We start from the raw sequence: 15,360 nt of genomic DNA on the forward strand, positions 1-15,360 counted from the left end.
ATTATCAATACACAGATTTTATTGAAATGTTATATTTTTCAACGATGGTTCCAGTGATATGTACAATTCATCAAATTCTACAGAGAAAATTCTATCTATAATTTTGAAATTAGTTGTCTTAAACTCTGATGCAAAAGTTTCTGCAAGCAAATGATCAGAAAAATTCAAATAATCACCGACATATAAGTTTTTTTTAGTTACCAGTTTAATCTGTTCAAAATCCGGTTTTACTTTTAGCATTATGATATATTCATGCACCTCCATTTTCAATCCTTCTCTTTTAAATTTTTATTTAGATAATTTTTTTTTTCCCACCATTTAGTTGTAGGTGTTATACCGGGAATCACTCTCTGTCCCATTATCGGTGTGATAATCGGCACATTATTCTTCTGTGCAATTTCTGATACTCTTTTAATCGACTCATCCCACTCATGCAGGGCAAGATCAAATGTTGCCAAATGAATAGGAAATAAATATTGAGCGTTTACATCGTCAACTACTTTTACAGTTTGATCAGGAAAAATATGTGTTTTTGGCCATCCATCATTCCAAGCATCAATCTCAACAAATGCGACATCGAAAGGTCCGTACTTCTCACCAATTGCTTTAAAATGCTTGCCATACCCTGTATCTCCACTCCAATATAGATTTTTCTCATAACCTTTTATGGCATACGATACCCACAATGTTTTATTCTTATCTGTTTTGCTTCTGCCAGAATAATGAATTGAAGGGCAGGCTGTGATATTAATACTATCGAATTTATAACTTTCGTTCCAACCAAGTTCCGTAATTTTGCTTTCATCTACACCCCAACTCTTCAGTCTGGCACCCACTCCCAACGGTACAACAAATCGGATTTTTTTGTCAGCTAAATACCTAATGGTCTTTGCCTCCAAGTGGTCATAATGGTCGTGTGTAATAATTAATATATCTATATCAGGTAATTCTTCCCTTTTTAAAGGTGACTCACTAAATCTTCTTGCAATAATAGGAAGGGGGCCTGCATTTTCAAAAACAGGATCAACGAGTATCCTTTTGCCATCCAATTCAATCATTGAGCTTGAATGACCAAACCAATACACAGCATAAGAAGAAGGTACGGCTGGAAAGTCGGTTTTGTGCAGTACTACTTTTGGAAGTTCAGAACTTGGAGCATATGGGGAATCCAAAAAAAATCTTAGTGGACCAGAATTCCCACCCGTTGTTTCTTTAGGAGCTGAAATTAATTTTTCAGGACTAATAAATTCATTAAGTTGAGAATCGTAGTAAGTTAGTTCAGAAAACTTTTGATTACTTTCCTTGTCTGAATAAGTTTTTCCCATTTCCCTGTTGATATAGATAAATAGAACAAGTATTAAAATGAAGAGGATGATAAAAAAGTATTTCAGATTTTTAATGAATTTTTTTAGCATAAATATCGATTATGTATTAAATAAAACTTGAATAAAAAAAAATATATTAGGATGTTGACTATTACTTTTTAGAAATTTTAATCAATTTTCCTCTTTTTTCGTCGCTGATAACCCATAAGTTACCATCATTTCCCATCTCAACATCTCGCATTCGCGATTTTTGGCCTAACAACAATCTTTCTTCACCAATCACTTTATCACTTTCAATAACAAGACGCACAATATGCTCACCCGCAAGTGTAGCGATAAACATATTGTTTTTCCATTCAGGAATAGATGTTCCAGTATAAAATGTGCATCCTGAAGGTGCAACAGTTGGATCCCAATAATAGATAGGTTGCTCCATACCTTCTTTCTGAGTCAAGTTGTTACCAATAATTTTCCAATCATACTCTACGCCGTACGCAATGGTTGGCCAACCATAATTTTTACCCGGTCTGATTATATTAATCTCATCCCCTCCTTGCTGACCATGTTCATCTTCCCAAAGTTCTTTTGTCACAGGATTCCAAGCCAGTCCCTGTGGATTGCGAACACCTAGTGCGTAGATCTCAGGAAGAACATTCAAACTATCGCTTGTAAATTTAGGATTTCCCTCTGCTGGAGTACCATCGGTGTTGATACGAATGATCTTACCAAGCTGTGAAGATAACCATTGTGCTTCTACTCTTTTCTTCTTAAACATTCTTTCGGCAATTGAAACCAAAAGCTTCCCTTTATCATCAAATATGAGACGGCTACCATAGTGCGCCATACCTTCTCCAGTACTGTCTCGTACAACATAGATTTTTTTTAGACCAAGTAATTCACTTTCATCATCAGACAGTTTCGCAGCAGATATAATAAGCCCCGTTCCTTTGTTTTTCTTTTTTTCAACATAAGATAGATAAACAGTATGATTGCTTTCAAAATTTGGATCTATGGCTACATCGAGCAATCCGGCATCTCCACCATATGCTATATTTTTTGGCAACCCCTTCAGTTTTTTGCTTATTTTACCATCTTGAGTTACAATTCTTAACTTTCCTTTTTGTTCAGTGATCAGAATTCTTCCATCAGGTAAGAATGCCATACCCCAGGGTTCATTAAGTTTGTCAGTAATAATCTCTTCTTTGTAAGGAGTTTTTGTTTTGACAGATCCAATTCTTGTCTGTCCTTCAAATGCAGGCTTTTGCCCCTTTCCAAAAGTCTCTCTCAATTCTAAGGGCTTACCTTCAGTGGATTGTGTTTCAGGAGGTCTTGCTCCCGCAACAACCTCTCCATTACCGTTTTTATTTTGTCCATCTATAAGACTTAAAGATAATAAGCCACTGAGAATAAATAACTTCCTGAAATTTGTCATAATAAAATTTTTAATTAAAATACTCTATGTCAACTTCAATAGTTAAAATAGTTAAATTGCCTGTTGAGCAATACTCAACTAAGCGTCATACCGTAAAATTATTGATGATAAAAATATTCAGGTTGATAAAATAGGTCAAAAAAATTGCTCATTTAGTTCAAAGCCTGAAATCGATATGCATTAATTCATAATTAACAATGCTTTCATACGAATGAAAAATTCTTGTTACTGCTATTCAATTATTTAATTAGCACAATTTTTGTTATCTTGCTACAACCTTTTGGCTATTAGATAATATGCTCTTGCTAGATAAAACTCATATTCTAAAACTTAATAACAAAAGTAAAACTCATTATAAAAAATGATTTTATGAAATCCACCATGGCACCGGGAGAAATGTTAGGAGCTCCTTACTACCACAATTTTATATCGCTCAATGGAGTTAATATTGTTGAATCCTGTACTCATACCAAAGACAAACAAGGAACAATGTATATCGATGATCATTTACTGTTATTCGTTCTAGAAGGTTCTAATAAGATAACATATGGTAATCAGTCATATCTCGTCAAAAAAAATGAAATGGTATTGCTACATAAAAATATCAATTTTGCTTTTCATAAGATTGGAAATAAAGAAACTGATAATAGCTATGATAGTATGTATTTTTTCCTGAAGGATGAATTTCTCGTGGATTTTATGAAAATGGGAAGTGTAATTTCTAATCAATCAGATAAGATGGCAAGGGTAACGGTAAAGGAAGTAAAAGAACCACTTTTATCCTTTATTACTTCTATAAAACCTCACTTTAATGAACCGGAGAAGATGGATAAGGGACTTGTTAGATTAAAAATTATCGAATTATTGTATGATCTTGCTCAAACAGATGAAGATTTACTGCAACAACTATTACAACTAAAAAAACAAGTCATCTCGGATATTTCACAAGTAATCGAGGAAAATTACATGAATCCTCTCAATTTGGAAGACTTCGCATACTTATCAGGAAGAAGCCTTTCGAGCTTTAAAAGAGATTTTTATACAATTTACAAAGTTTCGCCAGCTCAATATATCAGAGAAAAAAGGATGAATAAAGCAAAAGATCTACTATCATTAAGCAATCTGCCTGTGGCTGATGTTTGCTATGCAACTGGATTTGAAACAGTCTCCCATTTTTCTCGAGCATTTAAAAAATTCTTCGGGCAGAGTCCATCGGAAATTCGAAGCCAAAATGAAAGCTTGATTTAAAAATGATCCTCTAAACTGTTAAACATCTTTTTATTTTATCATTTTGTATAAGTTAAAATAAAAAAAGGAATCGGATTCAATACATAGCGATTCATCCGATTCCTCTCTCAGTAGTTTTTAAATCTTGTATACCGTTTACACAGTTACTACAATTTTGCCAATGGTTTTACCACTTTCGATATTAATATGAGCATCTATTATTTCATCTATTGTATAAGTTTTGGAAACGTAAGGATGAATGACACCGTCAGCTAATAGTTTTGCAATTGACAAAATATCTTTGTCATCCGAATTAACCACCATTGATTGTCCACTAATTCGCCTTGCTTTCGCCCTAGCTTCAATTCGATCCTGTGGCCTGGAGTGTAAGCAAACTATTAGACCATCTGAATTCATAGTGTTTAACGATTTCTCTATGTTTTCTCCACCAATACTTTCCAATACTTTGTCTACATTTTTCAAAACATTGAGATATTGGGGAACGTGATAGTCTAAAACCTCATCTGCTCCCATATCTTTTACAAAGGAATGATTACTAGCTGAAGCGGTTCCAATTACGTATGCCTTCCTGCTTTTGGCAATTTGAACAGCGAAATGCCCCACACCACCGGCAGCACCATGAATAAGAACTCTGTCATCCTTTTTTACCTTAAGAATTTCCAAGGCTTTATATGCTGTCAAGGCAGCTAAAGTTGAAGCAGCGGCATCGACGAAATTAATGTTTGAAGGTTTCAAAGCAATATGTTCTTGATGAGCTACAACATATTCTCCATATGCTTTACCTACACCCGGAAAATTAATCATTCCGAATACTTCATCACCTTCCTTAAAATTCTTTACCGCTTTACCCACAGATTCGACCACTCCAGCAATATCCCAACCAATGATTCGAGGCTTCAACTCACTATAGAGCTCCTTCATTGCCTGGCCAGAGCGCACTAGGTAATCAATCGGATTGATAGAAAATGCAAAAACTTTGATTAACACTTGGTGCTCACTTGGAGAAGGTACATCTATATCTATAAAAGAAAAATTATCTGCTGCTCCAAATCTCTTTAAATCTACTACTTTCATTGTTTTCACTTTTAATAACTATTTAGATATTTATTTCTGTTAAGACATAGAATTTATCCATCTTGAGCCATAACGAGTATATTGAACAGGTATTTCCATAGAAGCTCCAAGTTCGTCTGCAGCGGTTCTAACCCAAAAAGGATCCTTTAGTAATTGTCTACCTATAAATACAAGATCTGCTCTATTATTTCTCAATATTTCTTCAGCCTGTTTACCTGTTTGGATAAGACCAACTGCGCCTGTCGCTATATTTAATTCTTTACGTAACAGTTCAGCGGCTGGCACTTGGTAATTGGGAAAGGATTCAACTTTTACCGGAGCAATTCCTCCTGAGCTACAATCTATTAGATCAACACCATCTTCCTTCATTAATTTCCCATACGCTAAGAATGACTCTGGTGTATTCCCTCCTTCTTTATAATCAGAACTGGATATTCTTACGAATAGAGGACCATCCCAGATTTTTTTAACCTCTTGAATGATCTCACCAACTATTCTATAACGATTTTCAACAGTTCCACCATACTCATCAGTGCGCTGATTTGCTAAAGGAGATAAAAACTCATTGAGCAAATATCCGTGAGCAGTATGAATTTCGAGAATATCAAAACCAGCTGCTTTGACTCTTCTTGCAGCATCTCCAAAAGACTTGATGACTTCAGCAATATCAGCTTTAGTCATTTCTCTTGGTATTGCAAAAGCATCACTGAAAGAAATTGGGGATGGAGCCATTGGTTTTATGCCAGGAGTATAATTTAACCTTCCTGCGTGTGAGATCTGAGCAGCGATCTTTGAACCGAATCCGTGAATTAGATCAACCATTTCTGAAAGTCCTTTAATGTGAGAATCAGACCAAACTCCTATATCATTTGGACCTATTTTGCCATCCTCCGAAATAACCAACGACTCCAAAAAAATTAGACCAACTTGCCCTAATGCGCGTGCAGAATAATGTGTTTTAAGCCAATCTGTTATATTTCCATTATCATCAGCACTATGCATACACATAGGAGACATGACAACTCTGTTTTTTAATTCGACATTTTTAATTTTAAACGGAGAAAAAAGTAATGAATTCATTTGAAAATATTTTTAAATTAATTAATAACAAAATTAAACTGAAAACTGATAATTTTACAGGTATAATTATTACATAATAATGTACCTTTGTTTTATGAGAAAAGAAACTTTACATCAACCTTTGGAAATTATTTACGAGAAAGTAACATCTTGTCCACTCAATAATAGAGGATTAAATTTTTTGGAGTTTGCCTATATTATTTCAGGAAGTGGTTACTATACATTAAATGACAACACAATTTTTTTTAAATCGAAACAGCTATTTATGGTCACACCAAATGATTGTCATGGTTTTGATTTACATGGAGAATGTGAGTTTCTTGTGATAAGAGTTGATAAAAGCTATTTGAATGAGTATCAATGGAAAAGCATCGATCATATAGAGTGCTTGCTCTTCAACAGGTCAAATATCATAGGTTCAATAATTAGTGATGAAAGAGATAAAAAAACTGTTGATTCTTTGATTACTAATCTACTAAGCTGTATTGAAGGAGATGCGTTGTATTATCAAGATCTGAAAAAACATTTAACCAATGCCATCATAGTGCTAGCAGCAAGGAATATCTCTTTATTTATGCCTAAAGGAATCACTAGTTCTCCAGATAAAAAAATTGTTGACATTATATCTTTCATACAACACAACATACAAAATCCTTCTGTCCTAAAAATAGCAGCACTATCTGAGCGTTTTGGGTGTTCTGAATCATACTTTAGCAATTATTTTAAAAGAAACTGTGGAGAATCCCTTCAAGAGTATGTTTCTTCTTATCGTATCAGGCTAATAGAGCATCGATTAAAATATAGTGATGCTCGAATAAATGAGATAGTTTCTGAATTTGGATTTAGCGACGAAAGTCATATTAACAAATTTTTCAAAAAACACAAAAAAGTTAGTCTAAGTCGATATAGGTCTGATCACCTTATAAAAAAAAATGTTAAAAATTAAAAGATTATCTAATTATAGTCTAAAATCTTTTTTTGGTCTGAAAAATCAATTTATTTGAACCTTAAAATCAAGTGTACCGATACTAAGGTGTATATATTTGTTTTCAAATCTCAACATTATGAATAACAAAAAAATTGCACTAATTACGGGAGCTTCCAATGGTATTGGTTTGGAAATAGCAAAAAAGTTTGCAGCAAATGATTATAATATTATCATAGTTGCACGAGATGTTTCCAAGTTAAATGAAGCAAAATTACTGCTAGAAAAATATAAAATCAATGTACAAGCTCATTCTGCAGACCTTTCTAATTATGATGAGATTGAAGAGCTTAAAAAATGGATAGATTCAGAAGGCTATATTATTGATTCACTTGTCCTTAATGCCGGACAAGGTTTAGGTGGGGCTTTTATAGATACCTCATTGCAACAAGAGTTGTTTCTTATTCGCTTGAATATAGATTCCTATGTTCATTTGTCAAAACTATTTATCCCTGCGATGGTCAAACGACAAAGTGGTAAGGTTTTAATGACCTCATCTGTCTCAGGAACAGCCCCCATACCTTTCGAATGTATATACGGTGCTACCAAAGCCTTCGAAAATTCATTTTTCTACGCAGTTCGAAATGAAACAAGAGGAACCGGTGTTGAAATGACGTTATTACTACCTGGAAGTACTGATACAAATTTTCATATCAACTCTGGGCAGGCAAATACAATAGTTGGTTCCAAGAAGAAAGACTCCCCTGCAGATGTGGCAGAGAGAGCTTGGTATGGTTTGATGAGCGGTGCTGAATGTGTTTATGGAAACGATGAGCATTTCTACGAAGTAGACGTTCTAAACAGAATGCAGAGCGAATCTCAAAAAGCACAGAGAATAAGGCCGTTTACAGAGCCCAATTCAGCAGACAGACTAAAATAAAACAATATGTAACTATAGTCAAGTACTGGCTCTATTGACCACAATTAGGTATTATTTTTAGTACATAAGGTGGATTGATCTATACTGTAAATCACTCTGACAATATTCAAGATTATAAATTAGGGTTAGAAAATCAAAAGTTGACTTACATTACTTTAAAATAGTGATGTAGAGCACCTATATTAAACATGTTATCAATTTAACTTTGTAAACCAAAATTTTTTTCATGAGTAATGCAATAAAAAATGACCTTTTCGAAAAGGTTAATCTAGGATCAATTGAGTTAGCTAACAGAATTGCTATGGCTCCTCTTACAAGAAGCAGGGCTGGCTCTGATGGGGTGCCTACAGATCTCCATGCCATATATTATGCACAGAGAGCGTCCGCAGGTCTCATTATTTCGGAGACTACAAATATTTCACCACAAGCAAGAGGTTATGCCTTCACACCAGGGATCTGGACCGAGGAACAAGTTGAAGGATGGAAAAAAGTGACCGATGCAGTGCACGAAAAGAACGGTAAGATCGTTTGCCAGCTGTGGCACGTTGGGCGTTTTTCGCATACCTCATTACTTCCTGATGGTAATGCTCCGGTATCTTCTTCTGCTGTGAAGGCTGAAGGAAAAACATTTACTGAAAATGGATTTAAAGATGTTTCTGAGCCGAGGGCATTAGAATTGGAAGAAATTCCGGCATTATTGGAAGAATATAGACACGCAGCCGAATCAGCGAAAAAAGCAGGTTTTGATGGTGTGGAGGGTCATTCTGCTAATAGTTATCTTTTGCATCAGTTCATTCGTGATTCAGTAAATCAAAGAACTGATAAGTATGGAGGTAGCGTCGAAAATCGCACCCGACTGCTTTTAGAAGTTGTAGAAGCGATAGTTAAAGTATGGGGAGACTCAGGACGAGTTGGTATACGTTTATCTCCGACAACACCAGATGCAGGAAATACGCCAATAGACAGTGATGTAATGGGCACATTTACATATTTAATTGATAAGCTGAATGAATATAATCTTGCATACATTCATTTTGTCGAAGGAAGCACTGCTGCATCAAGAGAGCTTCCAGAGGGAATAGATCTCTACCAATAACGCAATATATTTAAAGGAAAATACATTGCAAATAATGGATATACTCTAGATCTTGCGTTAGAAGCAAGACAAAAAGAACTTGCAGATATTGTTGCTTTTGGTCGACCGTGGATCGGCAATCCTGACCTGGTTTATCGTTTACAAAATAATATACCATTAGTGGAGGCCTCAAGGTATACATTTTATGGTGGAGGAGAAAAAGGATATACCGATTGGCCTATTGCTGAAAAGTAGAATTTTGTTAAAATAAATTCTGATTAATGCATGTGAGGTTAAGTAGTTGAAAGCCTGCTTAATGTTTCACGCGTTACTCCAAGATATCCTGCAATGAGTTTCTTTGAAACACGTTCATGAAGTTGAGGATACTGTTTAAGCAATGCTTCATAACGTTCAGAGGCAGTAGAACTTAGAAGCATAAGAACCCTCTTATGTAAAGCAATCATATTGTACACAGCTTTTCGACGGAAAAAATACTGCATCTTGTTTGAAATCCTGCACAAGTCCTCTTTGTCTTCATGAGAAATTGAAAAAACGGTAGTGTCTTCTAAACAATCGATATCAAATTGGGCAGGTGCACCGGTATTGAAAGATTGCATATCTGAGATCCACCAGTTTTCATAGGCAAATTGCATGATTTGTACTTTTCCCTCTGAGTCTGTATGAGTTGATTTGAGAAGTCCTTTTACCACAAAATACTCTAAAGGAGCAACTGCACCTCTGGAAACTAATATATAATGTTTTTTAAATAACTGCTTTTTAAAAAAATTAATTATTTGTAGAAATTCTTCATCATTGATCTCAACTAATTATGTGAAATGCTTTCGAAGTACAAGCTCATCCATAATAAATATGATTAAATTAACACTTTTTGATTAAATGAACATCTTTGGCAAAGAACTTAATATGAATTTATATTTCATCTAGAGATAACTAAAATAAGAAAAAGATTGTATTAAGATATAAAATCTTATCTCCTTCAAATAGGTTTAGCATTAGGCGCTTAATGTGAAATTAAATTAAGTCCTTAATTGGACATATTTCAGAAACACAATAAGTTATACAAATCGCTTTCTTATAAATAAAATTTATCTAGAAATAATTAATATTGGTATACTAGAGGGAATAAATGATTCCCGGGATCTTAATGCTAAAGAATAAGTAGGATAAAAATTTGTGATTGATAATTCAACAGTATAGTAATTAGGAAGACTTGGAATTTTGTGATTTATAAAAAACTTCAATGATCATTGTTCATTGAAGCTTTAAAAAATTTTAAATTAACCTCTCATTACTTAGAATTATTTATGATTCATTTCAGTTCGTGCTGTTATGTTGCTAGGTACCATTTTACAACTTTGATACAGTTTTTGTAAATATTAAAACAAAATCTTTTTTGAGCAAACATAAATCCTGCACTATTTTAGAACTTGCGATTGTTTCTTTTGTTTTTCTTTATCTAATAGAACTTTTTTCAATGCGGACATATCCTCACTTAGTTTCTTATCTAGAATTTTTGCGTAATGTTGAGTAGTCTTAATATTCTTGTGTCCAAGCATTTTGCTTACACTCTCAATTGGAACCCCATTTGATAAGGTTACGGTAGTAGCAAAGGTATGACGCGCAATATGATAAGTAAGCTCTTTATTGATATCGCACAAATCGGCAATTTCTTTAAGATATGCATTCATTTTCTGATTACTTAGAATTGGAAGCAACTTCCCAGTGTTAATGCAAGTAGGGTGATTGAGATACTTTTTAATAATGTCTTCCGCTTGAGTAAGTAAAGGGATATTAGAAGTTGTTTTAGTTTTCTGCCTTACTGTATAAATCCATTGATTACCATCTAACCCTATATGTATGTGATTCCGTGTTAGCTTTTTTGTGTCAATATAAGCCAAACCAGTATAACAACTGAAGAGAAAGATGTATCTAACCTGCGACAAACGTTCATTTTTAAAATCTTTGTTGAACAACTTTTCCAATTCTTGTTCATTCAAAAATACTCTTGTTACTTCATCAAAATTTGAATGATAATTAAGGAATGGGTCCTTTTCCATCCAACCTTTAGCAAGACAGCTACGTATTATCTTACCAAAGTTTTTAATGTACTTTACTGCCGAATTGTTATTACAAGATTTTTCAGTTCTTAAAAAAAATTCAAAATCGTTCAGAAAAGTATAATTAATTTTTTTTACATCTATGTCTGATACTTTGAATTTCCATTTTAGAAATTCTTTGATATGACTGAGACAAGTTCTATACCTCCCCAATGTACCAATTGCAAACTCCTTCCCTATAAGTTTCTCCATTCGCTCATTATGGTCATTAAAAATAGGAATTAGAGTTCTGTTGAATTCGTCTTTTCCCAGTAGTCGATTCTTAATAGTTTCACATGTTACCTGTTCGTTGTCTTTCACCAAACAGTGATAAGTGTTATAAACTTTCTGCTCAAATGTCTTCAAATAAGAATTAAGTGATTTGCATTCTTCAGATGTCCCACTGACCTTCTGCGAATCAGAATTCCATTTTGAAATTTTTATTGTACGCTTTGTACTAATCTCAGTTATTTTACCATCAATGGTAATACGTAAATATATTGGTACATTTCCAGAAGCATTGATCTTAGATTTTTTCACATAGAAAAGCAGATTAAATGTCTTGTTCATTTATTTGAATTTAAGAGTTTAAAATTAACCTCAGTAAAAAACATTGACAAGATATTCACTTTCTGAATAGGCTTCCTACAGGAGTTTATCAAATATTTAGTGACCCACTAAACCAAACTAATTAAGGTCACTATTATAGGTCACTTTAAATTGAAAAACTAATTAAGAATTTCAAAGAATATTCAACTTATTAGACTGTTAATTGTAAGAATAATCATATTGAATATTTAATTGTTTCAGTGACCTCCATAACGAGGTTTCTAAGGTCACTGAATAGGACACTATCAGATTGTGCTTATTTATCTCTTTAAGAACAGACATAAAACGAAAAACGCTTTAAAACATACGTTTTAAAGCGTTTTGTACTATTATGATTTAATAGTTGCGATCCGGACGGGACTCGAACCCGCGACCTCCGCCGTGACAGGGCGGCATTCTAACCAGCTGAACTACCGGATCAATTTTTTTAAAGTAAATTGATGAAAACTTCTGCGATCCGGACGGGACTCGAACCCGCGACCTCCGCCGTGACAGGGCGGCATTCTAACCAGCTGAACTACCGGATCAATTTTTTTTTAAAAGAAATTGAATAAAAACTTCTGCGATCCGGACGGGACTCGAACCCGCGACCTCCGCCGTGACAGGGCGGCATTCTAACCAGCTGAACTACCGGATCTAATTTTTTTTAAAAGTAAATTGAAAAACTTTTGCGATCCGGACGGGACTCGAACCCGCGACCTCCGCCGTGACAGGGCGGCATTCTAACCAGCTGAACTACCGGATCATTTTCTGTTGTTATAAAGAACGTTGTTTCTTTTTTGTGATTGCAAAACTACGACTTTTTTTATTACCTGCAAATTATTTCCTAATAAAAAGCCTTCCAAAAATGGAAGGCGTTCATTATCAAAGTTATTTTTTACAAGTGTGCGCTTAATTTTTCAGCGATGATCTCTTTTGGAGTCACGCCTACCAATTTATCAACCACTTCACCGTTCTTAAAAATCAGAACTGTAGGGATGTTTCTGATGCCATATTGCATTGAAATTTCCTGATTGTTGTCTACATCAACTTTTCCTACTACTGCTTTTCCTTCAAAATCTGATGCTACTTCTTCGATGATTGGTCCTAAAGTTCTGCATGGTCCACACCATACTGCCCAAAAGTCAACCAATACCGGCTTATCTGATTTTAAAACCGTTTCCTGAAATGAGCTGTCCGTAATTTCTAAAGCCATTTTGTTTCTTTTATTTAAATTAATATTATATTCTTATTGTAATCCTTTATTGGATATTCAAAATTACGATTTTTAAGCCATAAGACTATCTATGCTCAACATTTGTTTTTTCTATAGCATAGTCTTTTGAAATTTCCTCCAAAGCTTCTGCTAGGGCATCGATCTCTGCTTTTGTCGTCATGTGGCTGAAAGAAATACGTAATGGTGTACAATGATCCATTTCGTCTTCGGAAAGAACCATCATCATCACCATAGAAGGTTTAGATGCTCCTGAAGAACATGCACTGCCCTGAGAGATGGCAATTCCTTTCATATCCAGCTGAAGTCCTATCAATGGATTTTTATACGGTAATAAAGCGCTTAAAACCGTGTAAAGACTATTTTCCTTCTCTGCACTTCTTCCATTGAATTTAATCCCCGGAATCGCATCAGAAAGCCTTTCTATAGTATAGTCTTTGATCTCCTGCATATGTTGGGTGTATTCTTCCATGTGCTGTAAAGAAATTTCGAGAGCTTTTCCAAGACCCACGATACCACTTACGTTTTCCGTTCCTGCTCTTAAGCTTCGTTCCTGAGGTCCTCCAGTGATAATTCCTTTCATTCCCGTTGCTTTTCTGATGAAAGCAAAACCTACCCCTTTAGGACCATGAAATTTGTGGGCACTGCATGAAGCAAAGTCTACCTTGATCTCCGAAAAATCAAGATTCATGTGAGCCATCGTCTGTACGGTATCAGAATGGAAAAGGGCATTATTCTCTTTACAGAGTTCAGCAATCTTTTTGATATCCACGATGTTCCCAATCTCATTATTGGCATGCATCAAGCTGACCAATGTTTTTTTATCTGAAGCTTTTAACAGCTCTTCCAGTTGATGAAGGTCAATATCCCCTTTTTCATTGGGACGGATATAATTTACTTCTACTCCTTTCCTGTTTTTCATATCCAGAACGGTCTCTGAAACACATTTATGTTCCATTGGAGTACTGATGATCCTTTCTATCCCAAGGTGCTCTACGCTGGATTTGATGATCATGTTATTCGATTCTGTTCCGCAGGATGTAAAGATAATCTCTGCAGGACTTACATGAAGATAATCTGCCACCTGTCTTCTTACATTTTCAATGAGGATCTTTGCTTCCTGGCCAAAGCTGTGGGTAGAAGAAGGATTTCCGAAATTCATCTTCATGGTGCTCACCATTGCATCTATCACTTCTTCTGAAAGAGGGGTTGTTGCAGCGTTATCTAAATATATTTTGTTCATTATTATTTGGAATATTTTAATTCTACTGAGGTAAACTGATAATCTGAAGGAACGGCAAAGATAAACCAGGGATTTGAAAGTACCTGAATTTCCATTCCGCCTGATGCTGCATCCGGAACTTCCACAGACAAGACATTGTTTTTTACAGAAATATTTCTGATACTGGTCACTCTATGGCTCCCAGATCTAAAGATTCCCATGTGATATAAAACTACTTTTTTATTTTTAGGAAATTTCGGGTAGTTGACAGACGGTTCTTTTTTCAAATCAATAAGACCAAAACTACCCTTGATGGCGTTTCGGAATTCCTGTTCACTTTTAATAATAGTAAATCCGGCTACATCTGTACCCCCCTGAGACTCAGAAACAAGCAGATCTGCATTATTCTGCATATCTGATAATTTTTGAGACGGCGTAGCAGTACAGTTCATTAAGATTGCAGTACATATAATAAGCAGTCTTTTCATTTTTACATTTTTACCACCCAAAATTAGTGAAAAAATTGGTAATGACCCTCATTTGCCCATTTAAGCATCTGCCGGTCTCCGGAAGTATCTCCGAAAGCAATAATTTTATCGTATTTAGAATCGTGTATTTCAGCTTTTATTCTGACCAGTTTTTCACTTCCATTGCAGTTTTTACCTATGAAATTTCCTGTAAAAATACCGTTTTTAAACTCTGCACGCGTGGATACCAGCTGCATTTTCAATTCTTCAGCAAAAGGTTTTACCCAGATATCCAATGATGCGGTGACCAATAAGCTTTGTGTATTATTCCTATCGATATTTTTAATAAAGTCAAGGGCATTTTCCCTTACAATTCTGGGATAATGATGTTCAAAAAACTGTTTAGATTTCATTTCTATTTTTTCCTGACTTTGCCCTTTCAGAATAGATCCGATAAAGCTTTTCTTTACTTTTTCCGTTTCGGCAAGCTTTAATTTCAGTAAAATAAAAAGAGGAACGTGTCTTAAAAATTGTATCCGGAATTTTGTGGGATCATAGAATTTAAGATACAGGAACATGGTATCTTTATAGGTAAGGGTTCCGTCAAAATCAAAACAATACAATTTTTTCATT

14 protein-coding genes and 4 tRNA genes are annotated in these 15,360 nt (G+C 34.7%); 4 read left to right on the forward strand and 14 right to left on the reverse strand.

Translation table 11 applies throughout. The features are described 5' to 3' along the window. Positions 1–266 precede the first annotated feature (266 nt). Positions 267–1,415, reverse strand: a complete 1,149-nt coding sequence (locus BW964_RS08315) for an MBL fold metallo-hydrolase (RefSeq protein WP_076506338.1) — start codon at positions 1,413–1,415, stop codon at positions 267–269. A 61-nt stretch (positions 1,416–1,476) separates the two neighbouring features. Continuing rightward, positions 1,477–2,757 (reverse strand): PQQ-dependent sugar dehydrogenase, encoded by a 1,281-nt coding sequence (locus BW964_RS08320; protein WP_076506340.1) that lies wholly within the window; start codon positions 2,755–2,757, stop codon positions 1,477–1,479. Between the two features lie 369 nt (positions 2,758–3,126). Here BW964_RS08320 and BW964_RS08325 point away from each other — a divergent pair, with 369 nt between their 5' ends. Further along, complete coding sequence (locus tag BW964_RS08325) at positions 3,127–4,005, forward strand: AraC family transcriptional regulator (protein ID WP_076506343.1); 879 nt, start codon at positions 3,127–3,129, stop codon at positions 4,003–4,005. 135 nt (positions 4,006–4,140) lie between these two features. On the opposite strand, the gene BW964_RS08330 is transcribed toward BW964_RS08325, so the two are convergent. Next, positions 4,141–5,079: an NADP-dependent oxidoreductase gene (locus BW964_RS08330; RefSeq protein ID WP_076506345.1), complete on the reverse strand. Its 939-nt coding sequence runs from the start codon at positions 5,077–5,079 to the stop codon at positions 4,141–4,143. A gap of 39 nt (positions 5,080–5,118) precedes the next feature. Next, positions 5,119–6,159 carry an NADPH dehydrogenase NamA gene (gene namA, locus BW964_RS08335; RefSeq protein WP_076506347.1) on the reverse strand — a complete coding sequence of 347 codons (1,041 nt, stop codon included), beginning with the start codon at positions 6,157–6,159 and terminating at the stop codon, positions 5,119–5,121. A gap of 94 nt (positions 6,160–6,253) precedes the next feature. Between namA and BW964_RS08340 the strand changes: the two genes are divergently transcribed. From BW964_RS08340 to BW964_RS08350, 3 genes are all read left to right on the forward strand, one after another. Beyond that, positions 6,254–7,105 carry an AraC family transcriptional regulator gene (locus BW964_RS08340; protein WP_076506349.1) on the forward strand — a complete coding sequence of 284 codons (852 nt, stop codon included), beginning with the start codon at positions 6,254–6,256 and terminating at the stop codon, positions 7,103–7,105. A 118-nt stretch (positions 7,106–7,223) separates the two neighbouring features. Then, the gene (locus tag BW964_RS08345; RefSeq protein ID WP_076506352.1) at positions 7,224–8,024 is read left to right on the forward strand and encodes an SDR family NAD(P)-dependent oxidoreductase; all 801 of its coding nucleotides are present in this window, start codon (positions 7,224–7,226) and stop codon (positions 8,022–8,024) included. Positions 8,025–8,250: 226 nt separating this feature from the next. After that, positions 8,251–9,120, forward strand: a complete 870-nt coding sequence (locus BW964_RS08350; RefSeq protein ID WP_317044332.1) for an alkene reductase — start codon at positions 8,251–8,253, stop codon at positions 9,118–9,120. 272 nt (positions 9,121–9,392) lie between these two features. Here BW964_RS08350 and BW964_RS08355 read toward each other — a convergent pair whose 3' ends face one another. From BW964_RS08355 to BW964_RS08400, 10 genes are all read right to left on the reverse strand, one after another. After that, entirely contained in the window at positions 9,393–9,917 is a 525-nt protein-coding gene (locus tag BW964_RS08355) for a Crp/Fnr family transcriptional regulator (RefSeq protein WP_084175713.1), read from the reverse strand. A 618-nt stretch (positions 9,918–10,535) separates the two neighbouring features. Continuing rightward, a complete protein-coding gene (locus tag BW964_RS08360) occupies positions 10,536–11,786 on the reverse strand; it encodes a site-specific integrase (RefSeq protein WP_076506354.1) in 1,251 nt (416 codons plus the stop codon). A 385-nt stretch (positions 11,787–12,171) separates the two neighbouring features. Next, positions 12,172–12,245 (reverse strand) — tRNA-Asp (locus BW964_RS08365). 33 nt (positions 12,246–12,278) lie between these two features. After that, positions 12,279–12,352: transfer RNA gene (locus tag BW964_RS08370), tRNA-Asp, on the reverse strand. Positions 12,353–12,388: 36 nt separating this feature from the next. Beyond that, positions 12,389–12,462: transfer RNA gene (locus BW964_RS08375), tRNA-Asp, on the reverse strand. A 34-nt stretch (positions 12,463–12,496) separates the two neighbouring features. Next, a tRNA-Asp gene (locus BW964_RS08380) sits at positions 12,497–12,570 on the reverse strand. A 132-nt stretch (positions 12,571–12,702) separates the two neighbouring features. Next, the gene (gene trxA, locus BW964_RS08385; protein WP_034730057.1) at positions 12,703–13,020 is read right to left on the reverse strand and encodes a thioredoxin; all 318 of its coding nucleotides are present in this window, start codon (positions 13,018–13,020) and stop codon (positions 12,703–12,705) included. An 85-nt stretch (positions 13,021–13,105) separates the two neighbouring features. Next, on the reverse strand, positions 13,106–14,281 hold the full coding sequence (locus tag BW964_RS08390) for a cysteine desulfurase family protein (RefSeq protein WP_076506355.1): 1,176 nt from the start codon (positions 14,279–14,281) through the stop codon (positions 13,106–13,108). Between the two features lie 2 nt (positions 14,282–14,283). Next, a complete protein-coding gene (locus BW964_RS08395) occupies positions 14,284–14,748 on the reverse strand; it encodes a hypothetical protein (RefSeq protein ID WP_076506357.1) in 465 nt (154 codons plus the stop codon). Between the two features lie 23 nt (positions 14,749–14,771). Then, a complete protein-coding gene (locus tag BW964_RS08400; RefSeq protein ID WP_076506358.1) occupies positions 14,772–15,359 on the reverse strand; it encodes an HAD-IB family hydrolase in 588 nt (195 codons plus the stop codon). Between the last annotated feature and the right edge of the window lies 1 nt (position 15,360).

Source organism: Chryseobacterium shigense (genome assembly GCF_900156575.1).
GTDB classification, from domain to species: Bacteria; Bacteroidota; Bacteroidia; order Flavobacteriales; family Weeksellaceae; genus Chryseobacterium; species Chryseobacterium shigense.